Genomic DNA, 25,818 nt, shown 5'->3' on the forward strand with positions numbered 1-25,818 from the left:
CCAGGTCCGGGAGTGCTCAGGCCTTGGAGAGCTGCCGCAGGGCCAGCCGGATGCCATCGGACACCGTCGCGTCCGCGGGAAGACCCTTCATCGCGGCGGCAGCCTCGCGTTCGTTGTAGCCGAGTGCGAGCAGGGCATTCAGGATGTCGCTGCGGGCGTCGGGCGGGGCGGCGGCTGGCGCGGCGACACCGGTGGTCTGCAACGTGGGCAGGGCCTTGCCCAGCCGGTCGCGCAATTCCAGCAGCAGGCGCTCGGCGGTCTTCTTGCCGATGCCGGGAATCTTCACCAGGCGACCGGATTCCTGCAGGGTCACCGCATGCGCGAGGTCGGCGACCGACAGGCCGGACAGCACCGCCAGCGCGGTGCGCGCACCGATGCCGGACACCTTCAGCAACTGGCGGAACGCGGTGCGCTCGTCGTCGCTGGCGAAGCCGTACAGAAAGTGGCCGTCCTCGCGCACCGCGAAATGCGTGAACAGCGTGACCTTCTGCCCGGTCGCCGGCAGGCCGTAGAAGGTGCTCATCGGCACGTCGATTTCGTAGCCGATGCCGTTGCAGTCGAGCACGATCTGGGGCGGGTTCTTTTCGAGCAGCAGGCCGGTGATGCGTCCGATCATGATGGGGTCAGTTCGTCGAGGTTATTGGGGCGGTAATCAGTCATGCGCGCCAGTCGAACGCGAGGGTGCCGGCGAGCAGCAGGCCGTGCAGCACCGCGGTCGCGATGGTGAGCTTGATCGCCTTGCCCAGTTCCGACGGACTGCTGGCGTATTCGCGCAGTTCGCGTGATGCGCTCATCGACATCACGATCGTGATCAGCGCCACACCGCAGGCCTGCGGCAGGTTGTCCCGTCCGATCTGGATCACCAGCCAGGCATAGGCGGCGATCGCGATGCCGAAATAACCCCACTTGGCGCTCTCCGGCCCGAGCCTGACGATCACGGTGCGCTTGCCCGCGGCCGCGTCGCCGTCGTGATCCGGAAACTGGTTGATGTAGAGCAGGTTGGCGACCAGCAATGCGAAGGACAGGCCGACCGCGACCGGCGTCCAGGCGAACGCGCCGCGCTGCACATAGTCGGTGCCGACCACCACCAGCAGCCAGCACGCGGCCACGACGATCTCGCCCAGGCCGCGACCGACCAGTTGCAGCGGCGGGGCGGAATAGGCCCAGCCCAGCAGCAGCCCGGCGGCACCGATCAGAAGAAGGCCGCCGCCCGAGCCCGCCGCCAGCCACAGGCCGGCCGGCACCACCACGGCAAGCAGCCCATAGCCGAAGACAGCGGTCTGGCGCGGTGTCATGACCCCGTTCTGGATGAAACGGCTGCCGCCGGTGAAGGGAAAGAGCCGGCCGGTATTCGCTTTGTCTGCACCGCTGCGCGCGTCATGGTAATCGTTGATGACGTTGCCCCCGGCGTGCGCGAGCAATGCGAACAACACCGTCACCAGTGCGCGCGCGATATCGATCGTGACGCCGTCCGCATGGGCGGAGGCGAGTCCGATCAGGCCGGCGACCAGCGTCACCGACAGGAACGCCGGCCGGGTCGCGGCGACATGGCGCGCGAGCGGGTTCGCAAAGGCCTGCGGAGTCGGTTCGGCCGGCGTCATGTTCTACAGCAGCACGATGTCGAACTGTTCCTGCGTGTAGCTTGCTTCCGGATGCAGCGAGATCTTCTTGCTGATGAAGTCCGACAGCATCGCGAGCGCCTGCGACTCCTCGTCGAGGAACAGGTCAATCACGTTCGGGGCGGCCAGCACGCGGAACTCGCGGGCATTGAACTGGCGCGCCTCCCGCAACAGTTCTCGCAGAATCTCGTAGCAGACGGTCCGCGCGGTCTTGACTTCGCCGCGGCCCTCGCAGGTGGGGCAGGGTTCGCACAGCAGGTGTGCGAGCGACTCCCGGGTGCGCTTGCGCGTCATCTCGACCAGGCCGAGTGCGGTGAAGCCATTCACGCTCATCTTGGTATGGTCGCGGGCCAGCGCCTTGCGGAACTCGTCGAGCACCATGTCGCGGTGCTCGGCGTTTTCCATGTCGATGAAGTCGATGATGATGATGCCGCCCAGGTTGCGCAGGCGAAGCTGGCGTGCAATCGTGTGCGCCGACTCCAGATTGGTCTTGAAAATGGTGTCGTCGAAGTTGCGCGCGCCGACGAAGCCGCCGGTGTTTACGTCGACCGTGGTCATCGCCTCGGTCTGGTCGATGATCAGATAGCCGCCGGACTTCAGGTCGACGCGACGCGCGAGCGCCCGCTGGACCTCGTCCTCGATGTTGTGCAGGTCGAACAGCGGACGCTCCCCGCCATAATGCTCGAGCAGCGGCAGCACCTTGGGGCTGTACTCGGCCGCGAAGGCCGTGAGTTTCTGGAAGTTCTCGCGCGAGTCGACCAGGATGCGCGTGGTGTCGCCATTGACCAGGTCCCGCAATACGCGCTGGCCGAGGTCGAGGTCCTCGTATAGCAGGTCGGGCGGCAGTTGGCCGGTGGCGCGGCTGCGGATCTCGGCCCACAGCTTGCGCAGGTAGGCGATGTCGGCCGCCAGTTCGTCGTCCGAAGCGGATTCGGCCATCGTGCGCACGATGAAACCGCCGGTCTCCTCCTCGGGCATCATGCGGGTCAGGCGGTCGCGCAGGGATTCCCGCTCGGTCGCGTCCTCGATGCGCTGCGAGATGCCGATGTGCTTTTCCTGCGGCAGATACACAAGCAGGCGTCCGGCCAAGCTGATCTGTGTCGACAGGCGTGCGCCCTTCGTGCCGATCGGATCCTTCAGCACCTGCACGGTGAGGCTCTGCCCCTCGGCCAGGATGCGCTCGATCGGGCGGGTGCCATCGCCGCCATGACCATTGTGGCCGTTGTGCCGTTGCTCGTTCCAGATGTCGGCCACGTGCAGGAACGCGGTGCGGTCCAGGCCGATGTCGATGAAGGCCGACTGCATGCCGGGCAGCACCCGCACCACCTTGCCGAGGTAGATGTTTCCGACGATGCCGCGATTGGCGGTGCGCTCGACGTGCAGTTCCTGCACGATGCCCTGCTCGACCAGGGCGACGCGCGTCTCCTGGGGCGTGAAATTGATCAGAAATTCGATGTTCATCGGTGAACCCGGGACCGTTCGGGCGAACGGTCCCCCCAAGATGGAAAATGCGCAATGGCAGGCCGGCTGTCGGAGCGCGGCCAGCCATTGCGGATTGTCCATCCGTCCGCCGGGTTGCTAGGGATGAAGCGGATTACCGAAGGTGTCGAGCAGTTGCGCCGTCTCGAACAACGGCAGCCCCATTATGCCGGAATAGCTGCCGCGTATCTCTTCGATGAACATCGCCGCGCGCCCCTGTATGCCGTAGGCGCCCGCCTTGTCCAGCGGTTCGCCGGTGGTCACGTAGTGACGGATCTCGGCGTCGTCGAGTTCCCGGAAGCGAACGTCGCTGATGCTGATCGCGCTGCGGGTGCGTTCGCCGTCGCACACCGCCACCGCGGTCAGCACCCGGTGCGCGCGTCCCGACAGCCGGCGCAGGATCGCACGCGCATCGTCGGCCGAGGCCGGTTTGCCGATGATCTCGCCATCCAGTTCGAGCGTGGTGTCGGCCGCCAGCACCGGCTGGGGGGGCAGGTGGCGCCAGCGCACGCGCCGGTAACCCGCATCCGCCTTGCACAGCGCGAGCCGTTCGACATAGCGCTCCACCGCTTCGCCGTCGAACGGGGTCTCGTCGACGTCCGCGTCCTCGCCCCGCTCGCCGCTGCGAAACACCAGCAGGTCGAAATGGACGCCGATCTGGCGCAGCAGTTCGCGGCGCCGCGGGCTGCGGGACGCGAGATAGATTTTCGAGGTCATGGTTGCGGGAACGGTCATTCGCGATGATAGGGATGGTTGCGGGTCACCGTCCAGGCGCGGTACAAGGCCTCGGCCAGCAGCGGGCGCACCAGCGCATGCGGCAGGGTCAGGCTGGACAGGCGGATGCGCTCGTGCGCGCGATTCTTGATCTCCGATGCAAGTCCGTCCGGACCACCGACGATGAAGGCGACATCCTCGCCGCCGCCCTGCCACGCGGTGAGGCGGCCGGCCAGCGCGGTGGTGGTGAGCTCGGTGCCGTGCTCGTCGAGCACGACCCGCCGGCAGCGCGACGGCAGCGCGGCGTTGATGCGTGAGGCCTCGGCGGTCATCATCGCTTCGACCGTCTTGCCTGACGTGCGTGCTTCGGCCTTCACCTCGATCAGCTGCAGCGGCAGCTCACGCGGCATTCGGCGCGCGAACTCGTCGAAGCCGGCCTCGACCCATCCAGGCATGCGCGTGCCGACCGCGACGATCAGGAGTTTCATGTTCGTCTGGCGGCGCGCCGCTCATTCGGTCTTGTTGGGGGCCGCCGCGTCGACCACCTTGCGCCGCGATGACGGGGTGCTGGTCCACAGCTCTTCGAGCCGGTAGTGGCTGCGCACCGCCGGCTGCATCACGTGCACGACGATGTCGCCGAGATCCACCAGCACCCATTCGCCGGTCTCCTCGCCCTCTATGCTGATCACGTCGCCGCCAGCTTCCTTCACCTTCTCCTGGACGTTTCGGGCCAGTGCGCGCGTCTGGCGATTGGAGTCGGCGCTGGCGACGATGACCCGATCGAACAGCGGCGTGATCTTGGCGGTGTTGATCACGTCGATGTCCTGCGCCTTGATGTCTTCCAGCGCGGCAACGACGATCTTTTCGAGTTTGCGGATGTCCATGGATTCAGCGATAGAGGTCATGCGAGCCAATATAGTCGAGAACCGAATCGGGGAGCAAATAGCGTGCGCTGTGCCCGGAGCGGATGAGGTCGCGTATCAGTGACGCGGAGATCGCCAGCGGTGTCATGTCGAACGGCACAACGCGTCCGGCGGGAGATGTGCACAGGGCCTGCGGGTCGGTGTCGATGCGGTGTCCGCATTCCTCGTCCAGCTCGGGTGCGAGCACGCCCGGCCAGCGGCGGCCGTGCGGCGCGGTCCCCGGGCGGTTCGCGACCGCGACATGGGCGAGCTGCAGCACGTCGGTCCACCGATGCCAGGTATGCAGTCCCTGGAATGCGTCCGCACCGAGGATCAACACCAGCGGACGGGTCGAACCGAAGCGCCGTCGCAGGCGCTCGAGCGTGAGCACCGTATAGCTCTTGCCGGTGGCGAACACTTCGCCGTCGTCGATGCTGAAGCGATCGTTTCCGGCGGTGGCCAGACGCACGAGTTCCAGCCGAATGCGGGCGCCGGTCGCCGGGGCGTCGCGATGGGGCGGGTCGCCTGCCGGGATGAACGTGATCGTGTCCAGGCCGAGCGCCTCGCCGGCTTCCTCCGCCAGGCGCAGATGCCCGAAGTGGATCGGATCGAAGGTGCCGCCCAGCAGGCCGATCGGTGCCGCGTCAGTCTTCGATGCGTTCATCGACGCTCACGGTGGCGAACACCTCGCGTGCATTGATGTAGAAGCTCGCAAAGATCGCCGGCACGAGCACCAGCGGCACCAGCAGCATCAGGATCTGGCCCAGCAGCGGAATCACCGCGCCGATCGTACCGATCAGCAGGCCCGGAACGATGCCGCCCACCACCGCCAGCGAAATGCCGTAGGCCAGGAACGGGCGCCAGTTCTGCAAACAGGCATAGAAGCTGAAGAACATCGCCTTGGGGGCGGAAATCTTCCACCAACCGGCCAGGATCGGTGCGAACCAGTAGGCCATGATGACCGGTGCGGACAGGATCATCGCCACGATCACCGAGAAGCCGAGGTCCGGCACCTCGCCGGATTCCGGGTCGAACTCGCCGCGCATCATGCCGATCAACGCGCCGCCGTCGGTCGCCGACGTCAGCAGGATGACCAGCACGCTGCCGACCAGGTAGAAACCGCCGATCGTGACCAGCGCCGGCACGTTGCTCTTGAAGCCGGAGAACAGCAGGTCGGGGCCGCCTTTGCGGCCTTCGTCGATCGCACGACAGGTGTTGAGCACGCCGAGCGACAGCACCGGCATGATCAGCGATGCGATCGCCTGGCCGAGCAGCGGCACCGAGCTGATCAGCACCAGGATCAGCAGATAGCCGAAGGAGGCGAAGGTCAGCAGGGCCGGATTGCGTCGCCACAGCATGAAGCCTTCGCGGAGCCACGCCCAGCCGCGCTGGAGGGGAAGTTTTCGGGCTTGCATCGAGTCGTCGTTGGTTGGCTATGTGAGTGTTTGGGTGGGTGGATGTCCGGCCCCGTAATGGGCATCGGCCGGGTGCGATTGGTTCCTGCGCAGCGGCTCAGCCCTGCGGCAGCGGGTGGGTGGTGTCGATGCGCAGCCGCAGGATGTCGCGATATTCGCCCGGATTCTTCACCTGCACCAGTTCGCCTTCCTTGGGCAGGTGGAAATCCTCGGCGCGTGACAGCCAGAAGCGCAGCGCCGCGGCGCGCAGCATCGCCGGCCAGCAGGCGAGTTCATCCACGCTGAAGGGGCGCTCCAGGTGGTACGCGGTCAGCAGTGCATCGGTCCGGACCGGGTCGAGCGCACCGTCGGCCATGGTACACCAGTCGTTGACCGTGACCGCGACATCGAACAGCAGCGCATCGTGCCCCGCGAAGTAGAAGTCGATGACCCCGCCGATATGCTCGCCGTCCCACAGCACGTTGTCGCGAAAAAGGTCGGCATGAATCGCGCCGACCGGCAGCGCCGCGTGTTGCTGTGCCGCCTGGAACGCGAGTTCGGTGTCGAGCAGGGTCTGTTCGTCCGCGGCGAGAAAGGGGCGAACCCGCTGCGCGGTGTGGTCGCGCCAGTCCGCGCCGCGCGGATTGGGCTGGCGGCGACCGTAGGACAGGCCCGCCAGATGCAGGCCCGCCAGCATCGCGCCGACCCGGCCGCACTGTGCCGGGCTCGGGTCCATGATGGACGCGCCGACCAGGCGCGCGACCAGCGCGGCGGGTTTGTCGCTCAGCGTGCCGAGGTACTCGTTGTCGCGGTCGGCGATCGGGGCCGGTACCGGCAATCCGTGATGGGCCAGGTGCGCCATCAGGTAAAGGTAGTAGGGCAGCTCCGGGCGTGGAATGGATTCGAACAGCGTCAATACGTAACGGCCCAGCGTGGTCGTCACGAAGAAGTTGCTGTTCTGTACGCCGGCCGAAATGCCTTTCAGCTCGACCAGCCGGCCGATCGCATAACGGCCCAGCCAGGCTGCGAGCGTTTCGGTCGATACCGATGTGAATACCGCCATGGACGTTCAGCGTGCGCCGCCGGTCACGGGCTGCACCGCTCCCGGTACATGGCGCAGATCACCACGAGCGGATCACCCACATCGGCACCGACAGCGGAGGCGAGGCATCGTTGTGCCGCACCAGCGTGCCATCGCCGCGCCGGTCGATCAGATAGTAGGGCACCCCGTGCGGCGGCGTGACCTTGACCATGTAAAGGCGACCGTTGATGCGGTATTCCTCGACCGTGTTGCCGTCGCGCTGAAGAATGGTGACCTCGGGTTCGAATTCATCGGTCATGCCCGGCGGCGGGGGCGGCGGCTCGGGCAGTGGCTCGAGTCCGGGAGGTTGTTGCGCCATCACCGGCAGGGCCAGCGCGAGCAGCAGGGCAAGCACGAATCGACGCATGTCATTCTCCATTAATTGAATCGATTCTACCGCGAAAGCCGCCCGGCTGCGTCGCACGCCGGCGGCGAGATAAGCAGGTCCTCGTCGCCACCGCGCCTGGCGTCGTCCACGCGCGAACCGAACAGCCACACTGCCGTATCGTCACCGAAGGCTTCGCTTGCAGATTGCCGGATCGCAGAAATTTGCTCGGGAGAGCGTCTCACCATTGTTCCTGACAACAGTTATGAATCTAGTGTAGTGGTGCACGCTGAATGGAACTTATACGACCGCTTCGCGGAGACGGGTTTCTCCCTCCCCTTCAAGGGGAAGGTCGCGCCAGCGACGTTTGCGATTGGACGGGCTGGGGTGGGGATGGGTTTCCCCACGGCGGCCGTGACCCATCCCCATCCTGTCCTTCCCCTTGAAGGGGAAGGCACCTTCTATCGGCTCATGGCGAACTCCGCTCACCAAGCGGCTGTGATGCCGGTCGACGTGAATATCTCATCAAGAGCGCACCACTCCACTAGTGTAGTGCTGCACGTTGTATGGAGCTACCTTGCGCCTTGCGAACTCATGTCGAAACAAGTCAGACCGTGCTTCGCTGCATCTGTCCCGGGACAACGCAGAGTTCACGCACTGGAAGACGGCCGCCTTGGGTCGGTCCTGGTGCGGCCAACTCTGGGATAATCCAATCGTTTCGCCAATTTTTTCACAGTGAAGGTTCGCGATGCCCAAGTTGCTGCTCGTCGACGGTTCCAGTTACCTTTATCGCGCGTTCCACGCGCTGCCCGATCTGCGCAATTCGGCCGGCGAGCCGACCGGGGCGATCCGCGGCGTGCTGTCGATGCTTCGGCGGCTCGAGGCGGACTATGCGGCGGAGTATCGCGCGTGCGTCTTCGATGCCAAGGGCAAGACCTTTCGCGACGACTGGTATCCGGAGTACAAGTCGCACCGCCCGCCGATGCCGGACGACCTGCGCGCGCAGATCGAGCCGCTGCACCAGGCGGTCGAGGCCGAGGGCTGGCCGCTGCTGATGGTCGACGGCGTAGAGGCCGACGACGTGATCGGCACGCTGACCCGCCAAGCGGTCGAGGCCGGCTGGGACGTGGTCATCTCCACCGGCGACAAGGATCTGACCCAGCTGGTGCAGCCCGGCGTGCGCTGGATCAACACGATGAGCGAGGAGGTGCTGGACGAGGCGGGTGTCACCGCGAAGTTCGGCGTTCCCCCGGAGCGCATCGTCGATTACCTTGCGCTGGTCGGCGACACCGTGGACAACGTGCCCGGCGTGGACAAGTGCGGCCCCAAGACCGCGGTCAAATGGCTGACCGAATACGGCACGCTGGACAACCTGATCGCCAACGCCGACAAGGTCGGCGGCAAGGTCGGCGAGAACCTGCGCAAGCATCTCGACTTCCTGCCGCTCGGCCGCCGCCTGGTCACCGTCGCCACCGACCTCGACCTGCCGGTCAAGCCATCCGACCTGCCCGCGCGCGAAGACGACAAGGCCGCGTTGCGCGCGCTGTACGAGCGCTTCGAATTCAGGTCGTGGCTCAAGGATCTGGAGATTAAAATGGGGTCAGACTCCTTTTTCTCCGCGAAAAAGGAGTCTGACCCCATTTTAACGGAGGACTACGCGACGATCCTCGACTGGCCGACCCTCGACGCCTGGCTCGGCAAGATCGACGCGGCCGACATCACCGCCTTCGACACCGAGACCACCAGTCTGGATCCGATGGCGGCGCGGCTGGTGGGGATGTCGTTCTCGGTCGAACCGGGCGAGGCGGCCTACCTGCCGCTCGCGCATGTCGATGACGAGCAGCCGACGCAACTGCCGATCGACGAAGTCCTCGCCAAGCTCAGGCCCTGGCTCGAGTCGGACGCCCATCGCAAGGTCGGCCAAAACCTGAAGTATGACGCGCATGTGCTCGCCAATCACGACATCCGCCTGGGCGGCATCGCGGCCGACACGCTGCTGGAATCCTACGTGCTCGAAAGCGACAAGCCGCATGACATGGATTCGCTCGCGAGCCGGCATCTGGGGCTGAAGACGATCACCTACACCGAGGTCTGCGGCAAGGGCGCGAAGCAGATCGGCTTTGCCGAAGTGCCGATCGAGCGTGCCACCGAGTACGCCGCCGAGGACGCCGACGTGACGCTGCGCCTGCATCGGCACTTCTCGGCGATGCTGGCGCGCGAGCCCCGGCTCGACGCGCTGTATCGCGACATCGAGCTGCCGGCGATGGGTGTGCTGCTCGACATGGAGCGCACCGGCGTGCTGATCGACCCCTTTCTGCTCGCGCAGCATGGCGAGGAACTCGGGCGGCGGCTGTTCGAACTGGAGCGCGAGGCGCACACGCTCGCCGGCCAGCCGTTCAACCTCGGCTCGCCCAAGCAGCTCGGCGAGATCCTGTTCGGCAAGCTCGGTCTGCCGGTGGTCAAGAAGACCGCCACCGGCCAGCCCTCGACCGACGAGGACGTGCTGACGCAGCTCGCCGACGACTACCCGCTGCCCAAGCTGCTGCTCGAGCACCGCGGGCTGGCCAAGCTGAAGAGCACCTATGCCGACAAGTTGCCGCGCATGGTCAACCCCAGGACCGGACGCGTGCATACCAGCTTCTCGCAGGCGACCGCGGTGACCGGCCGGCTCGCCAGCTCGGAGCCCAACCTGCAGAACATCCCGATCCGTACCGACGAGGGTCGGCGCATCCGCGCGGCCTTCATCGCGCCCAAGGGCTGCAGCATCGTCAGCGCCGACTATTCCCAGATCGAGCTGCGCATCATGGCGCACCTGTCGGCCGACGAACGCCTGCTCGACGCGTTCGCGCACGGCGAGGACGTGCATCGCGCGACCGCCGCCGAGGTCTTCGGCGTGCCGCCGGCCGAGGTCAGCAGCGAGCAGCGCCGCTACGCCAAGGTCATCAACTTCGGTCTGATCTACGGCATGAGCGCGCACGGCCTGGCCCGCAACCTTGGGATCGACCGTGCCGCCGCGCAGAGCTGGATAGACCGCTACTTCGCCCGCTACCCCGGCGTCGCCCGCTACATGGACGAGACCAAGACGATCGCGAAGTCCCAGGGCTATGTCGAGACCGTGTTCGGCCGCCGCCTGTATCTGCCCGACATCCGCGCCCAGCAGGCCGGCCGCCGCCAGGGCGCCGAACGCGCCGCGATCAACGCGCCGATGCAGGGCACCGCCGCCGACCTGATCAAGAAGGCGATGATCGCGACCCACGCGTGGCTGAAGGCAGAAGGCCTCGCGTCCCGCCTGATCCTGCAGGTGCACGACGAGCTGGTGCTGGAAGTGCCGACGGCCGAGCTCGACATCATTCGTGCAGAACTGCCGCGCCTGATGGGTGGTGTGGCCGAACTGAAGGTGCCGCTGCTGGTCGAGGTGGGGGTGGGGGAGAACTGGGATCAGGCGCATTGAATCGTATGATCGGATGCAGGTGATGTTGTAATGATGCTTGGAGAGGTGTAGTTTTGCATCAAAATTGATGCAAGAAGGAGTGATCATGCGCACCACCGTGACCATCGACGACGAGCTTTACGCCAAGGCGCTCGAGTTGGCAGACCCCGGCATGGAGAAGTCCGAGCTTTTTCGCGAGGCTGTTCAAACCTTCGTGCGTGTACAGGCGGCGAGGCGGCTCTCCGGACTGGGTGGCACTCAGCCGGACATGCAGGATATTCCGCGTCGTCGTGACGGCGAGGAGCGGCAGTGACTGTGCTTGTCGACACCTCGGTATGGGTAGATCACTTCAGGCATCCTCACGAAGCACTGCCCAGCCTGCTGGAAAGAGACCAGGTTCTCACTCACCCGATGGTGCGCATCGAACTCGCCTGCGGTACCCCTCCCGGGCCGCGCGCTCGTGCCCTGGGTGACATGGCACTGTTGCGACCGGCGTCTCAGGCAACCTGGGATGAGGTGGCGTCGTTCATCGAACGCGAGAGCCTCTTCGGGCTTGGCTGTGGCCTGGTCGATATCACGCTGCTCGCTTCGACGCTGATCACCCCTGGAGCGCGTCTGTGGACGCTGGACAAGCGTCTTGCCGCCTTGGCCAGGCGTTTCGGCGTGGCGTGGAACGCCGGTCGCTGAACTGCATCCGGATCCGGATCGGAATCGCACACCTTGTCTGCATGCCAGTTGCCGTTTGGCGGGCGTTATAATCCGCCTTTTAATCGCTTTCGGATTCCCCTTTGTCCCTGACCATCCTCGGCCTGTCCGGCGCACTTACGCACGACCCATCCGCCGCCCTGTACATCGACGGCAAGCTCGTCGCTGCGGCCGAAGAAGAACGCTTCGTGCGCGACAAGCATGCGAAGCACCGCATGCCGTACGAGTCGGCCCGGTTCTGCCTGGATTTTGCCGGCATCGAGCCCAGGGACGTCACCGCGGTCGCGATCCCGTTCGCGCCGATCAGCCTTCGCGAGAAGGCGCGCTGGCACTATGCCAGGCGCTACTGGTACGCGCCCGACCGCGGGCTGGATGCGATCCTGATGGGCAACCGGCGGTTTCATCGCTACCGCAAGCGCATCGAATGGTGTCTGCAGCAGCTCGGCTTCGACCTCGCAAAGACCGAGATCGTGCCGGTCGAACACCACCTCACCCACGCGTCCAGTGCGTATCACTGCTCCGGCTTCACCGAAAAGACCGCGATACTCGGCATCGACGGCAAGGGCGAGTACGCGACCACCTTCTTCGGCTACGGCGAGAACGGCCGCATCCACAAGATCAAGGAGTTCTACGACCCGGACTCGCTCGGCGGCCTGTACGGTGCGATCACCGAGTACCTCGGCTTCGAGATGCTCGATGGCGAGTACAAGGTCATGGGCATGGCGCCCTATGGGGATCCGCACAAGTACGATTTCTCGCGGCTGGCGAAATTCGAGAACGGCGAGCTGGTCGTCAACACCGATCTGGCCAACGTGATCGGCCTGCGCCGCTACAAGGAGAACGGCAAGGGCTACTACTTCTCGCCGAAACTGATCGACTGGCTGGGCCCGATGCGCCATGGGGATGTCGCCGACGAACCCTATATTCATTATGCCGCGAGCATGCAGAAGCTGTTCGAGGATTTGTCGCTGCAGATGATGGACTACTACCTGGGCGACATCCTGCGCGAAACCGGCAGGCTCGCGTTCGCGGGCGGCGGCGCGCTGAACGTGAAGCTCAACCAGAAGATCATCGCGCGCCCCGAGGTCAAGGAACTCTTCGTGCAGCCCGCCTCGGGCGACTCCGGCACCGCGGTCGGCGCCGCGTCCTATGTGTCGGTCGAGCGCGGTGTGCCGGTCGAGAAGATGGAGCATGTCTATCTCGGCCCGCGCTACAGCAACGAGGACGTAATCGCCGCCTGCGCCCGCCATCCGGCCAGGCCGGTCTGGGAACTCATCCCGGACGGCGACACCGCGGTGCCGCAGCGCATCGCGCAGATCCTCGCCGACGGCCATCCGGTCGCGTGGTTCCAAGGCCGCATGGAGTTCGGCCCGCGCGCGCTCGGCGGCCGCTCCATCGTCGGTTGCCCCAGCGCTCCGGGCGTGGCCGACCGCATCAACGAGCAGATCAAGTTCCGCGAACGCTGGCGCCCGTTCTGTCCGAGCATGCTCGACACGGTCGGCCCGCAGATGCTCGCCACCGACCATCCGGCCCCGTTCATGACCTTCACCTTCGAGGTCGCCGAGGAGTGGAAGACCCGCGTGCCCGAAGTGGTGCACGAGGACGGCACCTCCCGCGCCCAGGTGCTCGAACGCCGCCACAACCCGCGCTACTACGACCTGATGGTCGAGATGGAAAAACTCACCGGCAACGGCGTGGTGCTGAACACGTCGCTCAACCGCCGCGGCGAACCGATGATCTGCTCGCCGACCGACGCGCTGAACATGTTCTTCGGGTCGGATCTGCAGGTGCTGGTGATGGAAGACGTGCTGGTGGTGAAGCAGGGCGGGGCGGGCACGCCTGACGCGGCACAACGATGAGTGAGAGTACGTTGGAGCGGTGGGCGCTGCAGTTCTGCCACTGCCACTACGGCCCCTTCGCGGACGTCGGCCGGCAGTATGCGAACACGCTGAGGCGGCTCGGTTTCAAGGTGTGTACCGTCTATCTCACCGGCGAGGCGCGCGAGGACATCCGCGCGCTGACCAATTCGGATGAGGTCATCTTTCTTGGCTTTTCGAGTCGTGAGGTGTCCGGGCTGAAGCTGTCCGCGTTGAAGGCATTCCGGCGCATCGTCAAGGAGCGCGACTACCGCTTCGTGATCGCGCACCGGTTCAAGCCGATCTACGTTGCCTGTCTCGCCTCCGGCCTGCCGGTGTTCGGCGTCAGCCATTCCTTCGGCGACTACCGGCGCGTAGGGCGGCGCGCCTTCGCCCGGGTGTTCCGCAAGCGCTTGACCCTGCTCGCGGTGTCGAATGCGGTCCGCGACGAAATCCGGCAATGCCTGCCGGACTGGCGCGAAGACGAGATACAGACCTGCTACAACCGGCTCGATGTGGACCGGGTGCGCGCGGGCCTGACCGAGCGGGACGCCGCGCGCGACACGCTGGGCTTGCCACGCGAAGCCTTTGTCGTCGCCAACGTCGGGCGGCTGCATCCGGACAAGGACCAGGCGACGCTGATCCGCGCCTTTGCGCATGCCCGTGAACGCCTGCCGGCCGGCGCGCTGCTCGCCATCATCGGAAGCGGGCGCCTGGAGGCGAAGCTCGAGGCGCTCGCGCAGGAACTCGGACTGGGTGAGTCGGTGCGACTGCTCGGGCAGGTGCCGGAGGTCTGGCGCCATTTCAGGGCTTTCGACGTGTTCGCGCTGTCCTCGGATCACGAGCCCTTCGGCATGGTGCTGCTCGAGGCGATGGTGGCGGGCGTTCCGGTCATCGCCACCGACTGCGGCGGCGCCCCCGAAGTCCTCGTCGACATCGCCCCGCTGGTTCCGCTGGGCGACAGCGAGCGCCTCGCCGACGGCCTGGTGCAACTCGCCGGGCTCACCGACGAAGGGCGCAGCACATTCGCGGCGGCGGCCCTGGCGCGAGTCGTGGCGCAGTTTTCGGATGAGGTGGCCCCCGCGACGTTGGCCCGGTTGCTGTCCTCGGTCGGCAAGACATGACCCTCCCAGGCGCGTCGTCCGCTCCGGCCTCGATGCTCAGGGTGCTGATCCCCTATTTCGGAAATTGGCCGCCGTGGATGGCGTTCTTTTTGCGCAGTTGTGCGGAGAACCCGGGTATTTCCTGGTTTTTGTTCAGCGATTGCGGCGTACCCGAGCGATGCCCGCCCAATGTGCAGGTGGTCGAGATCGGTTTCGACGATTACTGCAAATTGGTGTCGTCGCGACTCGATATCGAATTCACGCCCGAATCGTCCCGCAAGCTGTGCGACATCAAGCCCGCGCTCGCTGCCATACATCCTGAGTATCTCGAGCAGTCCCCCTTCTGGGCTTTCGGTGACATCGACGTGCTTTACGGCGATCTGGAGGCCTATCTCCGCCTGCGGAGTTTCGAGAAACACGACGTCACCAGTCTGCATCTGCGCAGGATTTCCGGTCATCTGACCGTGTTGCGGAACGACGTCGACATGAACGCGGCTTTCAGGCGCGTACCGAACTGGCAGGCGTCGCTCAGCGCGCCTCGTCACACTGCATTCGATGAGAAAGCATTCACGCGCGTGTTTCTGCGGCACAAGAATTCGCCGCGCTGGGTACATTGGTTGGCCCGAAAACATGATCCCTGGCTCAGTCGGGCGGATTTCCAGGAAGCGTACACGACGCCCTGCGCCAAGATTCCGTGGATCGATGGCAGTCTCGATTTTCCGACGTCCTGGTTGTGGCGGCGGGGCCGGCTGTCGAACGACAAGGATGGGAGTCGCTGTTTCCCGTACATTCATTTCATGCACTGGAAGAAGAAGTGGCAGCCAGCCGATGTTCGGGGAGTGGAGCATGCCTGGGACCCATCACTGACGGTCGAGATCCGTGAGTCGGGCATCGTTGCACTGCCCTCGGGCGACTGAACTGCCTGGCACGGTCGAGACACCTGGGTGCAGACCGAAGTTGGCGGCAAGGAAAGATGACGGTTGGCGTATGCCGATCTGATACTGGGATGACAGCATGAAGATACTGGTGCTTGCCGAAGACGGCAGCATGCGCAATGCGACCACCTGGGACGCGCTGCGCGACGCACACGAGTGTGAAATCCGCTTCTTCGGAAAAGGCGGACTCGCTCCGGCGCTCGAGTCCGTTTCCGCGCAGGCGTTTGACCGCGTGGTGTTGTGCGGTGGTTTCAGGCGGTCAGGACCGCAAGTGCTTGCGCTGCGAAAGCTGCCGGAGGTCGTGATCTACGACCTCGATCTGCAGCAGGATTACATGCCGGACAGCAAGTACTTCGGGCTCTTTCCGCCGCTTTTCAAGACACTGGGCCGGGTGAGTCTGATCGTCACGAGTATGGCTGCCGAGGAGCATTACGCGCGAAAGGGGTTCGTGGTCTCGTACGTGCCCAAAGCCTACGATCACCGGCTCATTAGCTGTACGCACACCCCGCGGGACATCGAGTTCGGCTTCATCGGCCGCACCGGCAACGTCCTTTACCGGGAGCGGCGCAGGCTGCTCGCGGAGGTGTCTCGTTGCCTGCCCGTTGAACAACTTCGTACCGTCGACCTGTCCGAAGAGAACGACGAGTATGCGCGAACCCTGAACCGTATCCGGTTCTTCATAAGCGTCGATGCCGGTTTTCGCGAGTATCACATCAAGAACTTCGAAGCCCTCGCGGCCGGCTGCGTGCTGTGCGCATTGACGACCAGCCAGGCCGAGAACGCGTTTCTCGGCTTCGAGGACATGCGCAATGTCGTGCTGTACGCCACCGCAGACGAGCTGGTCGACAAGATCGCTACGGTACGCAACACGCCTGGACTGGCCGAATCGATTGCGTCAGCGGGACGCGAGCTCGCCGAGAGCGCGCATCAATGGCGCCATCGCCGCGATCTGCTCGAGCAGGCATTGTCCAGGGCGCCTGCCGAGCCGCCGCCGATGAGCATGCAGGAGCGCTTGCTCTACCTTAAGGCTCGCTGTTATTGGGCGCTGAGCCAGAAATAGAACGCGGCGCTTCAGGCAGTCGCCGGCCCTTGTGTCGCAGGGTCCGAGGCCTGAACGCCTTTGACGTAGAAGGCGTACAGGAAGCCTCCGACGACCGAGTTCAGGAAAAATCCAGAGTCGTAAACCACATAAGACTCGAACCCGTTGACGATCACCCAGAAAACGAAGAACGCCCAGGCGAAGGCGAATACGTCTCCTGGCATCCAGCCCTTTCGCCAGGCGGTGACCGCGCGCCAGCCGATCAGGGCAACGATCGCCGCAATGGCCAGAAAACCGACCCAGCCGATCGCGACCAGTGCCTCGATGTAGCTGTTGTGGAGATGCCCGAAATTCTTCTTGAACGCGTCGCTGAAGTGCGGAGACTGTTCGATCAGGCCCTTGGCCGTTTGTGCTCCCCAGCCCATCAATGGCCGTTCGGCTATCCACTCCCGCGCTGCGGCCCATGAAGCGACCCGGACCTGTGCGCTGGATAGCGCATCGCCCTCCTCGAAGCGTGCTGCGCTTGCGAGCCTGTGGACGGATACGTCTTCGCCAGTCATGCGATCGGCTATCCGGCTGGGCGCATCGGTGAGCACAAAGGCGAGTGTCAGCAAGCCAGCGGTGACCACCATGATTTTCGCGGTCATTGCACGTCTGCGGGCGAAGTCGACGGGCGCCTTTCCTTGCGCAAACAGCAGTGCCATCGTGAGCAGCACGGGAACGGCCAGTGCCAACCCGATCCATACTGCCCGCGATTGGGTCACCAGCACCCCCCATGCCATGAGCGCTGCCAACCCGGCCATGCCCGTTGCCACGAGGAGACGCAGCTTGCGAGGCGAGTTGATGACCGCTCGTGGCGTCAGGGCAAGCGTGACCAGAAAGCCTGTTCCAAAAATGATCCCAGCGTGCTGGGCGTTGTCGATCCCGAAGTCGACGCGTCGTCCCGCCCAGCCCAAGAGCCAGTGTTCGCCTGGCGCGATCACCGCCAGATACGCCAAAAAGCCGAACAGGGCGCTGACCAGCAGCGCGTAAGGGTTCGGTTTCTTCAGGCCCCCGACGCCATGGGCCAGCAGCAGGAAGAAGCATGCCGACGGAACATACTGGCGAGCCTTGGAGCCGCCGAACAACTCCTCCGGCACCGAGTTCAGATGCCAGAGGTATCCCAGAAGAATGAGCAGGAAGAATCCGCCGCAAAGCAGATGCATCCTGTCTGTTCGGATCCAGGTCGTCCGAAATACGATGCCAGCCACGAACAGAAGAATCAGAACCCGCGCGACGACATCTCCCAGATCCCTGGACAGGAACCAGATCGCAGGAAAAAGCACCGTCAGCGTGCAGTAGAGGCGCCGGTGGATGTCGTCCAGGAGGGGCATGACTGAACTCAAGGTAGCCCGTACTCCCGGAACATCGCCTGGATCTGGTCATCGTTTGCGTGCTTGTTCACCTTCCACAGCGAGGTCGTCTGGCTGCCTCGCCACGGGCGCGGCGTCTGGCGAGTGCCTGAATGGCGCTCGATGCCGCCGTTCATTCTCACCATCCAGTAAAGCCAGACATCGTCAGCCGTCGGGCACAACCGCATGAAACGATCCGCCTGCGTCACGTTTGGGTGAAAGCATCCGACGGGATAAAGGACCCCGCCGATCCCGGTTGCGAAGTTGAGCGGATGCGCCGAAGCGTCGTTTAAGCTCAACTGCCATTCCCGGTAGGGCGCGATGATGCCATCTACTGTCGAAATCCGATGCACCCTGTGTGCAACCACGTCCCCAGGGTGTTCCTGGGCAGCAGACGTCAGTTCCTCGAGCCACGTGGGCCAGTAGTACACGTCGTCGTCCGCAGTCACGATGTCGGCGTCGGGGAACGTCTCGAGGCTCGGAATGATCTTCTTGTACGATCGTAAATCGCTGCATTGGCGTATCTCCAGCCCGAACTGCTGCAATCGAAGCACGCTTTGCGGCAGCACTCCGATGTCGTCCGACGCGATCCACAGGATCGTGTGGTCGGGCGAAACAGTCTGGCGCAACAGACTCTTCAACGTAAGGTGCAAGGACGAAAAGCGCGCCGGATAAGAAGTCAGTGAAACAACGAGCGTGCGCGCCCCGCCGTGAGGTCGTGCCTGCTGGCCGGATCGCCACGTCTGCAGCAGGCGCACGCGGTTCCATACCGGCGCCCAGCGATCGATGAACTTTTCGCGACGACGTCGCAGGTAGCTGTAACGCGCCATTCTGACCTCTGGATCAAGACCGAGCTGGAGGCAGCTTATTGACCGCGAGTTCCTGAAGCCGAACGGCCTGTTCGATGCATTCGGCCAGGGCCTGGGCTCTGCGAGCGGTTGAGATCCATTGGTCGAAGCGAGGCCCACGCAGGCACCGACCGCCGCACTCGGCACATACTCTGGATTCGGTTCTCATTGATTAGTCGAGAAAATGGTGTTGGCGAAGGCTGGAAGTGCTTTTCGCCAAGCCGACGTAATCGCGGTCGTTGTGCAGCACTATATTTGTTCGCATTTTAATGCCATACAAGCGGTGCTCCTCCCACATCCGCCACTAAACACCTGACATCAGAATATCGACCGCACGATTGATGCTGTCACCCTGACCGGACACACTCCCGACGCAACGCACATTGGCTCGTCTCACCGCCGAGATGAGTCGGGTGGCAAGAATCAACCGCTTGCCGTCATGAAAGATTTCGGGGTTCAAGCCCTTGACGGCGGGATAGTCGGGCAGCAACGGAATGACGACCACAGCAGGATCGGGCGGCAAAAGCTCGCTTTCGACCACAACCATCACCACGCCCTTGTATTCCGCCACGCTGTAGCGGTTCAGGCGTTCCACGAAGTGGCCCCTGGAGCACACATGATCTCGGCCAGCGGGTGCCCATTGCGCTCGTGCCACGCAGCTTGTGCAGCAAAGTTGTCTGCATTGTCATGCAGCCACTGCTTGCGACGGGCTTCGGCCACCGCCCTCTTGAGCGCAGCTTCGGCCACGGCCGACACATTAATCTCCAGTGCCTTGGCGGCGTCAAGCACCTCGGCGTCCAGCGTCAGGGATGTCTTGCGTTTGATGGCAGCTACCATAGCCAGGCCCTCATTCAATATACCGCAACAATATACCGCAAAATTGCGAACCAATGCGATGCTGTCACCGACCGGCACATCCCCGCACTCGGCACATACGCTGGATTCGGTTCTCATTGATTAATCAAGGAAATGGTGTTGGCGAAGGTTGGAAGTGCATTTCCCCAAGCCGACGTAATCGCGGTCGTTGTGCAGCAAGACCAGGTTATGCTCGATTGCACACTGTGCAATAAGACAGTCCAGCGTCGAACGTACCGTAAAGCCTTTCTGACGGCAGGTCAGCAACAGTTGGGCGGCTGACTCGTGGGCTTGACGGGCATCGACAAAGTCGTAAAAGCGTTGTGTGGAAAAGTAACGTTGCAAGCGCTCGAAAGAAGGAACGTCGCGGGCCCCTTGCAGAATTTCCATGTAAACGGCGTTGCATAAACCCGTTGCCAAGGGGTTGTCCAACAGAGAATCGAGGAACGCTACGTGTCGCCCGGATTGCCCTCTCAGATAGTCTATCCAGACGGATGTATCGACCAAATACATCAACGGACTGCGCCATTACTGCGCGCGTGCGTGTAATCATAGCTTGGGTCGATCAACCCCGCCCCTCGCAAATCTCGCACATTCAACCGCTTGCGAAATGCAACGAACTCCCGTAGAGCCTCATCGACCAACTCTCGTTTAGTCCGGATTCCGGCAAGTGCCATCGCCTCGTCGACGAGATCGTCATCCAGCACTATGTTTGTTCGCATCCTAATACACCTCCGTATGTGTATTATTACGCTCACCCTTGTGCTCTGCAAGCACGACGCTCAGTCATTCTCAGTGCCGCGCCGGCTCATACTCCGGCACCCAGCGCTTCAGCCCCATCCGCACGTCCTCACCCCTAACCGGCCCCGGCTGAGAAATCGGGGCGGTTTGAAACCCCGGTTTGACTCAAATCGCCCAGTTCGCCAGCTGCAGCGCTTCCACACGCTCGAATTCACGCAGATTGTTCGACACCAGAGTCAGGCCCTCGCTGCGTGCGTGAGCTGCGATGTGAAGGTCATTGACGCCGATCGTCTGGCCCCGTGATTCGAGATGGGCTCGGATGTTTCCATAGTGCATCGCGGCCCTTGGCCCGTAGGCCAGCACTTCAAGGCGGCTGCAGAAATCCTCGACTGTGGCCAGCGAGCGCATCGGCGCATTGCTCTTTTCTGCACCGTGCATCAGCTCGGCAAGGGTGATCGACGAGATCGCCATGTGGCCGGCGTTCTCGTTGAACAAGGCCAGTGCCGATAGCGGCCGGCGCTTGATCACGTAGATCACAATGTTCGTGTCGAGCAGGTAACGCAGCATCAAAGCGCCTCGCGTTCCTGCTGCTCCTGGCTGGCGCGGCTTTCCATGAAGTCGTCCGCAACTTGCGGGCCATCGATGAAGAAGGAGTCCCAAGTGTGGCCGAGCGGCGCGATGATCCGCTCCACCCCGTGCGCGCGGATATCCACCCGCTTCACGTCTGGGGGCAGGCGCACATCTGCGGGCAGGCGCACGGCCTGACTGCGGTTGTTCGTAAAGACGGTGCTCGTGGTCATGAGTGCCTCCTAAATTGCGTGGGATACGGCGCTAGTATATCCCGCTGCTGGGAGAAATAACGTCAGTGCCGCGCCGGCTCATACTCTGCAACCAGCAGCCTAAGCTGGTTCCGCACCTCGTCGTCCGATCTCCGCCCTCGATTTCCGCGTCAGATCAGTAGTGGTACCGCCCCTGCAAGAACTCCACGCGCCCGGTTTTCACCAGATACACGCAGCGATGTTCCTGGGTGATGCGGCGCGACCACACGTCCGGTCCCAGATATTTCAGCGGCTCCGGTTTGCCGATGCCGCCGAAAGGATCGCGAAGGATGGCTCGGACGAGCTCGAGCAGGCGTTTCGCTGTGCGCCGGTCGGTTTCAACCCAGTACTGAAGATCCTCGAGAAACTCAGGGTGACACACGGCTACCCGTTCGCCCTCACGCATCCAAATCGACCCTTCTCTGCAATTCTGCGAGGGGGATGTCGGGCAAGGTCTCGGAGCGCGCCCGCGCCAAGGCCGAGAGCAGCCGCTCGGCGTTCTTTGCCGACCGCAGCAGGTGTGCGGTTTCGACCAGGCTTTCCAGCTCATCAGCAGCGATCATGGCCACATCCCCGCCGGATCGGCGCCGCACCAGGATCACCTCGCGGTCGTCGACCGCACGATCCATCAGCGACTTGAGTTGCTCGCGAGCCTGGCTGTAAGTGGTTTCGATGGTCATGGCGGTCTCGATGAGTTGTACGGAACTATTGTACAGAATTGCCGGCTTCAATGCCGCGCCGGCTCATACTCTGCTACCAGTAGCCTCAGCTGGTTTCGCACTTCGTCGTCCGACACCGGGCCGTCCTGCTGCAGCCACGGCAGCAGGTTCTCCAGAAAGCCGTTCTGTACTGCGCGGTTGCACGCAATCCGCAGCTTTGGATGGTGCGTCTCGCGCGTGTGTTCGTCATCCGCCAGCAGTTCCTCGTAGAGCTTCTCGCCGGGGCGCAGGCCGGTGAACTCGATGCGGATCTCGTCCTCACCATAGCCGGACAGCCGGATCATGTTGCGCGCCAGGTCGACGATCTTTACCGGTTCGCCCATGTCGAGCACGAAGGTCTCGCCCCCGTGTCCCATTGTCGCCGCCTGCAGCACCAGTTGTGCCGCCTCCGGTATCGACATGAAGTAACGGTTGATCTCGGGGTGGGTGACGGTGACCGGGCCACCATGCGCGATCTGTTCGGCAAACTTTGGGATCACGCTGCCGGTGCTGCCCAGCACGTTGCCGAAGCGCACGATCTCGAACTGCGTGCCCGTCTCAGCCCGGTCCTGCAAGGCCTCGCACACCATCTCGGCGACACGCTTCGTCGCCCCCATAACGTTGGTCGGATTGACCGCCTTGTCGGTCGAGATCAGCACGAAACACTTGGCCCTGTGCCGCTGGGCGTGCACCGCCGCCTGGTAGGTGCCGAGAATGTTGTTGCGCACCGCCTGCCACGCGTTGCCCACTTCCATCAACGGCACATGCTTGTAGGCCGCCGCGTGGAACACCAGTTCCGGCTTCCAGGCCGCGAAGACTTCCTGCAGCCGGAGCGAATCCTTCACGTCGCCGGCGAGCGGCACGATCTCGACGTCCGCCCTGTGCGTGCGGAACCACTGCTCGATGTTGTAGAGGGCAAACTCGCTCGCCTCGAGCAGCACCAGGCGTGCGGGCGCGAAGCGGGCGAGTTGCCGGCACAGTTCGCTGCCGATCGAGCCGCCCGCACCGGTGATCAATACCGATCTGCCGGTGACCATCTTCTCAACCTGATCGGTTTCGATCTGGACGGGCGAGCGGCCGAGCAGATCCTCGATCTCGACCGGTCGCATCGCGTTGATCGCGACCTTTCCGCTCATCAGGTCCTCGATGCCCGGCACGGTAAACACATGGGCGCCCGCACGCACCGCGATGTCCGCCGCCTTCTTGCGGACCTCGCCCGCGGCCGACGGCATCGCCAGGATCACATGGGCCGCCTTGTAGTCCTGCAACACCTGCGGCAGCACGTCGATCGCGCCCGCCACCGGATGGTTGTAGAGCTCGAGCCCCCACTTGGCCGGATCGTCGTCGACCAGCGCGACCACGCGCCAGTCGGGGCTCCGCTCCAGTTCGCGGATCAGCATCGCGCCGCCGGTACCGGCCCCGACCACCACGACTGGCTTTCCGGCCGCCTTCAGATCCCCGTAGAGACGATGCTCCTTCCACATCCGCCACGCGGCACGCCCGCCGCCCATCACCACCAACAGCAACAGCGGATAAAGCACCAGAACCGATCGCGGCACCACCGGCCCGCCGGTCCGGTCCATCGCGACCAGCGCGAACAGACCGATCGTGGAAACGACGACCGCCTTCAGCACGCGCTTGAGGTCGGGCAGGCTGGCGAATATCCACATGCCCCTGTACAGGCCCGCCCAGCGGCAGGCGAGGGCGTGGATTACGAGCAGGATGCCGAGCCCGAGAAGCACTTTGTCGGTGTACTGTCCGGGTAAGGTGAAGTTGAATCGAATCAGGAACCCACCCACCCACGCGATGACCACTGCAAGCAGGTCGAAGAGGAAGATCAGTACTGACCGTATTGAATTATTCATTGGAATTCATGGTGTGCCGCTGTGGAATCACGGTTCTCGATCAAACTTCCAGCGCGCCCGCCCGAAACTTGATCGCCAGGAGGACGAGCGGCACATAGGCAATCACGACACCCAGCACGCCGTCGAGCCTGCCCGTGCCAACGAGCAGGGCGATAGGCAGCAGCCATGCCAAGTTGATCACCCCGACGGCCAGTGTAACCGGCAGATGCCGGCCGAACTGCCGCGACGCGTATTGATAAGCATGGCTGCGATGCGCCTCGTACACCTTGTCGCCGCGCAACAGGCGGCGCACCAGGGTGAAGGTCGCATCCACCACGAACACCCCGAGCAGGATCACCCAGCTCCAGAACAGTGCCGGATCCACCCAGCCCGCCTGGATCGACATGATGCCCAGCACAATGCCCAGAAAACCGCTGCCGGCGTCGCCCATGAAGATCCGTGCGGGCGGAAAGTTCCAGTACAGAAATCCCGTCACCGCAGCGGCAAGCATTAGCGGCAAAAGAGCTAGGTTGGGCTTGTCGAGCAGCACATATAGCAGCGCCCCGCCCGCGCACACACAAATCGCCTCCACGCTGGCGATACCGTCGATGCCGTCCATGAAATTGTAGAGATTGAGCAGCCAGACCAGGTACACCGCCACCAAGGCGACCCCCAGCCAGCCGAGATCGAACTCTACCCCAAAAAGCTGCAAGGCCGGCGCGCCGCCCAGCCAGCCAAGCGCCCAGAAAGCCGCAACGAAGTGCGCGAGCAAGCGCCAGCGAGCGGCGATGTGGCCATGGTCATCCAAAAAACCCACCAAGGCGACGAATCCGCCCGCGCCAAGCAGCGCAAAACTCACGGACCAATCAATGCCGCCGCTTACAGTAATGAGCGCAAGCGCGAGCAGGAAGCTCACGACGATCGCAACCCCACCACCGCGCGGCGTCGGCACCGAGTGCGAGCTGCGCGCATTGGGGATATCCATCAGGCTCCGCGCAAGCGCGTACTTGCGCAAACAAAAGGTCATCACCAAAGAGGCAAAAGCCACTAGGAAGATCAAAACCCACGGAATCATCGTTTCTGCTGCGCGAGAAAATGCCGAGCCGTCTTTTCAAGCGCAGCATCGACGCTGACCGGTGGCGTCCAGCCCAGCCGCTCTCGCGTGTGTTCGATGTCAACCTGCAATGATCCGCAAAGCTTTTGTGCGATGGATTGTTTTCCGAGAACTTTCGCTGCCGTCTCCAGCAACCACGCGGGTACCGGAAGCAAGCGTGGCCGCTTGCCGAGTGCCTGGGACATCCGCCGCAACAGCTCTGTTGTAGAAAGGTCCTCTCCGTCGCTCACCAGGAACGTCTGATTCGCCGCCTGCGGATGGTCGATACAGGTGACAATTAGATCGACGAGGTTGTCCAGTGCGACAAGACTGCGTTTGTTATGGATCGCGCCCAAAGGTAGAGGGATACCTTTATGTAGGCATCTCATCATGTTCAGGAAATTCGCCTTGACGCCGGGTCCGTAGACCAAGACCGGGCGAATGATGACGATCTCCATCTCCGTTTCGGCTGCGAGGGTTCGCAACTTACACTCCGCTTCCCACTTCGAAACGGCATACGGGTCAAGCGGGGCAGGCGCTTGCTCCGACGTGAAAGACCGTCCAGGCGAAGTGCCTTCGCCATTTACCTTAATCGAACTGATGAATACGAATCGCCGTACGCCTGCTGCCGAAGCTTGCGTCGCCAATCGCAGGGTGCTGTCTACGTTGAGACGACGAAACTCCGCAAGCGGATTAGCCGTATCGTCGTTCATGACGTGAACGCGCGCAGCGCAGTGGATCACAGTTGTAATGCTGTCCAGCGCTGGCCGCCAATCATGGGATGGGTCCAGCGTCGCCTCCACTACATCAAAGCCTTTCGGCCATTCAGGCGAATTTCGGCTTCGCACGGCAATACGCAATGCTCCGCGCTCTTGCAGCTGATGACACAATGCGCGGCCAACGAAGCCGCTTGCTCCTGTAACAAGCATCATAGGCAGGGCTCCTTGC

30 protein-coding genes are annotated in these 25,818 nt (G+C 63.6%); 7 read left to right on the forward strand and 23 right to left on the reverse strand.

What is annotated here, in order from left to right; genetic code table 11:
- Positions 1 to 16: 16 nt before the first annotated feature.
- The 10 genes from ruvA to ACKVEX_RS10690 all read right to left on the reverse strand — a co-directional run bounded on the left by ruvA (position 17) and on the right by ACKVEX_RS10690 (position 7,556).
- Entirely contained in the window at positions 17 to 616 is a 600-nt protein-coding gene (gene ruvA / locus ACKVEX_RS10645; RefSeq protein WP_473215706.1) for a Holliday junction branch migration protein RuvA, read from the reverse strand.
- A 40-nt stretch (positions 617 to 656) separates the two neighbouring features.
- Positions 657 to 1,601 carry a prenyltransferase gene (locus tag ACKVEX_RS10650; protein ID WP_473215707.1) on the reverse strand — a complete coding sequence of 315 codons (945 nt, stop codon included), beginning with the start codon at positions 1,599 to 1,601 and terminating at the stop codon, positions 657 to 659.
- A 3-nt stretch (positions 1,602 to 1,604) separates the two neighbouring features.
- Positions 1,605 to 3,080: a ribonuclease G gene (gene rng / locus ACKVEX_RS10655; protein WP_473215708.1), complete on the reverse strand. Its 1,476-nt coding sequence runs from the start codon at positions 3,078 to 3,080 to the stop codon at positions 1,605 to 1,607.
- Positions 3,081 to 3,197: 117 nt separating this feature from the next.
- The gene (locus ACKVEX_RS10660) at positions 3,198 to 3,815 is read right to left on the reverse strand and encodes a Maf family protein (protein ID WP_473215709.1); all 618 of its coding nucleotides are present in this window, start codon (positions 3,813 to 3,815) and stop codon (positions 3,198 to 3,200) included.
- A gap of 14 nt (positions 3,816 to 3,829) precedes the next feature.
- The gene (rlmH, locus tag ACKVEX_RS10665; RefSeq protein ID WP_473215710.1) at positions 3,830 to 4,300 is read right to left on the reverse strand and encodes a 23S rRNA (pseudouridine(1915)-N(3))-methyltransferase RlmH; all 471 of its coding nucleotides are present in this window, start codon (positions 4,298 to 4,300) and stop codon (positions 3,830 to 3,832) included.
- Positions 4,301 to 4,321: 21 nt separating this feature from the next.
- Entirely contained in the window at positions 4,322 to 4,696 is a 375-nt protein-coding gene (gene rsfS, locus ACKVEX_RS10670) for a ribosome silencing factor (RefSeq protein WP_473215711.1), read from the reverse strand.
- Positions 4,697 to 4,700: 4 nt separating this feature from the next.
- Positions 4,701 to 5,378 (reverse strand): nicotinate-nucleotide adenylyltransferase, encoded by a 678-nt coding sequence (gene nadD, locus ACKVEX_RS10675; protein WP_473215712.1) that lies wholly within the window; start codon positions 5,376 to 5,378, stop codon positions 4,701 to 4,703.
- A complete protein-coding gene (locus ACKVEX_RS10680) occupies positions 5,359 to 6,129 on the reverse strand; it encodes a BPSS1780 family membrane protein (RefSeq protein WP_473215713.1) in 771 nt (256 codons plus the stop codon). Before ACKVEX_RS10680 ends, nadD begins: the two co-directional genes overlap by 20 nt.
- A 97-nt stretch (positions 6,130 to 6,226) precedes the next feature.
- Complete coding sequence (locus tag ACKVEX_RS10685; RefSeq protein WP_473215714.1) at positions 6,227 to 7,171, reverse strand: homoserine kinase; 945 nt, start codon at positions 7,169 to 7,171, stop codon at positions 6,227 to 6,229.
- 58 nt (positions 7,172 to 7,229) lie between these two features.
- Complete coding sequence (locus ACKVEX_RS10690) at positions 7,230 to 7,556, reverse strand: DUF2782 domain-containing protein (protein WP_473215715.1); 327 nt, start codon at positions 7,554 to 7,556, stop codon at positions 7,230 to 7,232.
- A 706-nt stretch (positions 7,557 to 8,262) separates the two neighbouring features.
- Between ACKVEX_RS10690 and polA the strand changes: the two genes are divergently transcribed.
- The 7 genes from polA to ACKVEX_RS10725 all read left to right on the forward strand — a co-directional run bounded on the left by polA (position 8,263) and on the right by ACKVEX_RS10725 (position 16,603).
- The gene (gene polA / locus ACKVEX_RS10695; RefSeq protein WP_473215716.1) at positions 8,263 to 10,965 is read left to right on the forward strand and encodes a DNA polymerase I; all 2,703 of its coding nucleotides are present in this window, start codon (positions 8,263 to 8,265) and stop codon (positions 10,963 to 10,965) included.
- An 85-nt stretch (positions 10,966 to 11,050) separates the two neighbouring features.
- Positions 11,051 to 11,257, forward strand: a complete 207-nt coding sequence (locus ACKVEX_RS10700) for a type II toxin-antitoxin system VapB family antitoxin (RefSeq protein ID WP_473215717.1) — start codon at positions 11,051 to 11,053, stop codon at positions 11,255 to 11,257.
- The gene (locus tag ACKVEX_RS10705; RefSeq protein WP_473215718.1) at positions 11,254 to 11,631 is read left to right on the forward strand and encodes a type II toxin-antitoxin system VapC family toxin; all 378 of its coding nucleotides are present in this window, start codon (positions 11,254 to 11,256) and stop codon (positions 11,629 to 11,631) included. The genes ACKVEX_RS10700 and ACKVEX_RS10705 overlap by 4 nt, the downstream gene beginning before the upstream one ends.
- Before the next feature lie 101 nt (positions 11,632 to 11,732).
- The gene (locus ACKVEX_RS10710) at positions 11,733 to 13,508 is read left to right on the forward strand and encodes a carbamoyltransferase family protein (protein ID WP_473215719.1); all 1,776 of its coding nucleotides are present in this window, start codon (positions 11,733 to 11,735) and stop codon (positions 13,506 to 13,508) included.
- Positions 13,505 to 14,629, forward strand: a complete 1,125-nt coding sequence (locus ACKVEX_RS10715) for a glycosyltransferase (protein WP_473215720.1) — start codon at positions 13,505 to 13,507, stop codon at positions 14,627 to 14,629. The genes ACKVEX_RS10710 and ACKVEX_RS10715 overlap by 4 nt, the downstream gene beginning before the upstream one ends.
- The gene (locus tag ACKVEX_RS10720; protein WP_473215721.1) at positions 14,626 to 15,525 is read left to right on the forward strand and encodes a DUF6625 family protein; all 900 of its coding nucleotides are present in this window, start codon (positions 14,626 to 14,628) and stop codon (positions 15,523 to 15,525) included. Before ACKVEX_RS10715 ends, ACKVEX_RS10720 begins: the two co-directional genes overlap by 4 nt.
- A 97-nt stretch (positions 15,526 to 15,622) precedes the next feature.
- A complete protein-coding gene (locus ACKVEX_RS10725; protein WP_473215722.1) occupies positions 15,623 to 16,603 on the forward strand; it encodes a glycosyltransferase family protein in 981 nt (326 codons plus the stop codon).
- 11 nt (positions 16,604 to 16,614) lie between these two features.
- Here the strand turns inward: ACKVEX_RS10725 and ACKVEX_RS10730 are convergent, their stop codons facing one another.
- The 13 genes from ACKVEX_RS10730 to ACKVEX_RS10790 all read right to left on the reverse strand — a co-directional run.
- Positions 16,615 to 17,955, reverse strand: coding sequence for an O-antigen ligase family protein (locus tag ACKVEX_RS10730; protein ID WP_473215723.1), 1,341 nt, complete (start codon positions 17,953 to 17,955; stop codon positions 16,615 to 16,617).
- A gap of 8 nt (positions 17,956 to 17,963) precedes the next feature.
- Positions 17,964 to 18,803, reverse strand: a complete 840-nt coding sequence (locus ACKVEX_RS10735; protein WP_473215724.1) for a hypothetical protein — start codon at positions 18,801 to 18,803, stop codon at positions 17,964 to 17,966.
- A 322-nt stretch (positions 18,804 to 19,125) separates the two neighbouring features.
- Positions 19,126 to 19,416, reverse strand: a complete 291-nt coding sequence (locus ACKVEX_RS10740; protein ID WP_473215725.1) for a CcdB family protein — start codon at positions 19,414 to 19,416, stop codon at positions 19,126 to 19,128.
- Positions 19,404 to 19,775: a type II toxin-antitoxin system CcdA family antitoxin gene (locus ACKVEX_RS10745; RefSeq protein WP_473215726.1), complete on the reverse strand. Its 372-nt coding sequence runs from the start codon at positions 19,773 to 19,775 to the stop codon at positions 19,404 to 19,406. The genes ACKVEX_RS10740 and ACKVEX_RS10745 overlap by 13 nt, the downstream gene beginning before the upstream one ends.
- Before the next feature lie 3 nt (positions 19,776 to 19,778).
- Complete coding sequence (gene vapC, locus ACKVEX_RS10750; protein ID WP_473215727.1) at positions 19,779 to 20,189, reverse strand: type II toxin-antitoxin system VapC family toxin; 411 nt, start codon at positions 20,187 to 20,189, stop codon at positions 19,779 to 19,781.
- Positions 20,189 to 20,398, reverse strand: coding sequence for a type II toxin-antitoxin system VapB family antitoxin (locus ACKVEX_RS10755; protein ID WP_473215728.1), 210 nt, complete (start codon positions 20,396 to 20,398; stop codon positions 20,189 to 20,191). The genes vapC (ACKVEX_RS10750) and ACKVEX_RS10755 overlap by 1 nt, the downstream gene beginning before the upstream one ends.
- 184 nt (positions 20,399 to 20,582) lie before the next feature.
- On the reverse strand, positions 20,583 to 20,984 hold the full coding sequence (gene vapC, locus ACKVEX_RS10760; protein WP_473215729.1) for a type II toxin-antitoxin system tRNA(fMet)-specific endonuclease VapC: 402 nt from the start codon (positions 20,982 to 20,984) through the stop codon (positions 20,583 to 20,585).
- Positions 20,984 to 21,217: a type II toxin-antitoxin system VapB family antitoxin gene (gene vapB, locus ACKVEX_RS10765; protein ID WP_473215730.1), complete on the reverse strand. Its 234-nt coding sequence runs from the start codon at positions 21,215 to 21,217 to the stop codon at positions 20,984 to 20,986. The genes vapC (ACKVEX_RS10760) and vapB overlap by 1 nt, the downstream gene beginning before the upstream one ends.
- A 154-nt stretch (positions 21,218 to 21,371) precedes the next feature.
- Entirely contained in the window at positions 21,372 to 21,641 is a 270-nt protein-coding gene (locus ACKVEX_RS10770) for a Txe/YoeB family addiction module toxin (protein WP_473215731.1), read from the reverse strand.
- On the reverse strand, positions 21,634 to 21,915 hold the full coding sequence (locus ACKVEX_RS10775) for a type II toxin-antitoxin system Phd/YefM family antitoxin (protein WP_473215732.1): 282 nt from the start codon (positions 21,913 to 21,915) through the stop codon (positions 21,634 to 21,636). Before ACKVEX_RS10775 ends, ACKVEX_RS10770 begins: the two co-directional genes overlap by 8 nt.
- Before the next feature lie 47 nt (positions 21,916 to 21,962).
- Positions 21,963 to 23,798, reverse strand: coding sequence for a polysaccharide biosynthesis protein (locus tag ACKVEX_RS10780; protein ID WP_473215733.1), 1,836 nt, complete (start codon positions 23,796 to 23,798; stop codon positions 21,963 to 21,965).
- Between the two features lie 40 nt (positions 23,799 to 23,838).
- Entirely contained in the window at positions 23,839 to 24,852 is a 1,014-nt protein-coding gene (locus tag ACKVEX_RS10785) for an MraY family glycosyltransferase (RefSeq protein WP_473215734.1), read from the reverse strand.
- A partial coding sequence (locus ACKVEX_RS10790) for a UDP-glucose 4-epimerase family protein (protein WP_473215735.1) occupies positions 24,849 to 25,818 on the reverse strand: 970 nt, incomplete at its 5' end. The genes ACKVEX_RS10785 and ACKVEX_RS10790, both read right to left, overlap by 4 nt.

This window comes from Denitraticella aggregata (assembly GCF_048158365.1).
Lineage (GTDB): Bacteria > Pseudomonadota > Gammaproteobacteria > Burkholderiales > Rhodocyclaceae > Azoarcus_F.

Coding starts and splice junctions, on each gene's coding strand:
- vapC (WP_473215729.1), bottom strand. CDS start 20,984: ATGCTGCGTTACCTGCTCGACACGAACATTGTGATCTACGTGATCAAG.
- ACKVEX_RS10730 (WP_473215723.1), bottom strand. CDS start 17,955: ATGCCCCTCCTGGACGACATCCACCGGCGCCTCTACTGCACGCTGACG.
- ACKVEX_RS10725 (WP_473215722.1), top strand. CDS start 15,623: ATGAAGATACTGGTGCTTGCCGAAGACGGCAGCATGCGCAATGCGACC.
- ACKVEX_RS10775 (WP_473215732.1), bottom strand. CDS start 21,915: ATGACCATCGAAACCACTTACAGCCAGGCTCGCGAGCAACTCAAGTCG.
- ACKVEX_RS10770 (WP_473215731.1), bottom strand. CDS start 21,641: ATGCGTGAGGGCGAACGGGTAGCCGTGTGTCACCCTGAGTTTCTCGAG.
- rng (WP_473215708.1), bottom strand. CDS start 3,080: ATGAACATCGAATTTCTGATCAATTTCACGCCCCAGGAGACGCGCGTC.
- ACKVEX_RS10785 (WP_473215734.1), bottom strand. CDS start 24,852: ATGATTCCGTGGGTTTTGATCTTCCTAGTGGCTTTTGCCTCTTTGGTG.
- vapC (WP_473215727.1), bottom strand. CDS start 20,189: ATGTATTTGGTCGATACATCCGTCTGGATAGACTATCTGAGAGGGCAA.
- ACKVEX_RS10780 (WP_473215733.1), bottom strand. CDS start 23,798: ATGAATAATTCAATACGGTCAGTACTGATCTTCCTCTTCGACCTGCTT.
- ACKVEX_RS10715 (WP_473215720.1), top strand. CDS start 13,505: ATGAGTGAGAGTACGTTGGAGCGGTGGGCGCTGCAGTTCTGCCACTGC.
- ruvA (WP_473215706.1), bottom strand. CDS start 616: ATGATCGGACGCATCACCGGCCTGCTGCTCGAAAAGAACCCGCCCCAG.
- vapB (WP_473215730.1), bottom strand. CDS start 21,217: ATGACCACGAGCACCGTCTTTACGAACAACCGCAGTCAGGCCGTGCGC.
- polA (WP_473215716.1), top strand. CDS start 8,263: ATGCCCAAGTTGCTGCTCGTCGACGGTTCCAGTTACCTTTATCGCGCG.
- ACKVEX_RS10735 (WP_473215724.1), bottom strand. CDS start 18,803: ATGGCGCGTTACAGCTACCTGCGACGTCGTCGCGAAAAGTTCATCGAT.
- ACKVEX_RS10720 (WP_473215721.1), top strand. CDS start 14,626: ATGACCCTCCCAGGCGCGTCGTCCGCTCCGGCCTCGATGCTCAGGGTG.
- ACKVEX_RS10690 (WP_473215715.1), bottom strand. CDS start 7,556: ATGCGTCGATTCGTGCTTGCCCTGCTGCTCGCGCTGGCCCTGCCGGTG.
- ACKVEX_RS10660 (WP_473215709.1), bottom strand. CDS start 3,815: ATGACCTCGAAAATCTATCTCGCGTCCCGCAGCCCGCGGCGCCGCGAA.
- ACKVEX_RS10680 (WP_473215713.1), bottom strand. CDS start 6,129: ATGCAAGCCCGAAAACTTCCCCTCCAGCGCGGCTGGGCGTGGCTCCGC.
- rlmH (WP_473215710.1), bottom strand. CDS start 4,300: ATGAAACTCCTGATCGTCGCGGTCGGCACGCGCATGCCTGGATGGGTC.
- ACKVEX_RS10755 (WP_473215728.1), bottom strand. CDS start 20,398: ATGCGAACAAACATAGTGCTGGATGACGATCTCGTCGACGAGGCGATG.
- ACKVEX_RS10650 (WP_473215707.1), bottom strand. CDS start 1,601: ATGACGCCGGCCGAACCGACTCCGCAGGCCTTTGCGAACCCGCTCGCG.
- ACKVEX_RS10685 (WP_473215714.1), bottom strand. CDS start 7,171: ATGGCGGTATTCACATCGGTATCGACCGAAACGCTCGCAGCCTGGCTG.
- nadD (WP_473215712.1), bottom strand. CDS start 5,378: ATGAACGCATCGAAGACTGACGCGGCACCGATCGGCCTGCTGGGCGGC.
- ACKVEX_RS10745 (WP_473215726.1), bottom strand. CDS start 19,775: ATGAGAACCGAATCCAGCGTATGTGCCGAGTGCGGGGATGTGCCGGTC.
- ACKVEX_RS10700 (WP_473215717.1), top strand. CDS start 11,051: ATGCGCACCACCGTGACCATCGACGACGAGCTTTACGCCAAGGCGCTC.
- rsfS (WP_473215711.1), bottom strand. CDS start 4,696: ATGGACATCCGCAAACTCGAAAAGATCGTCGTTGCCGCGCTGGAAGAC.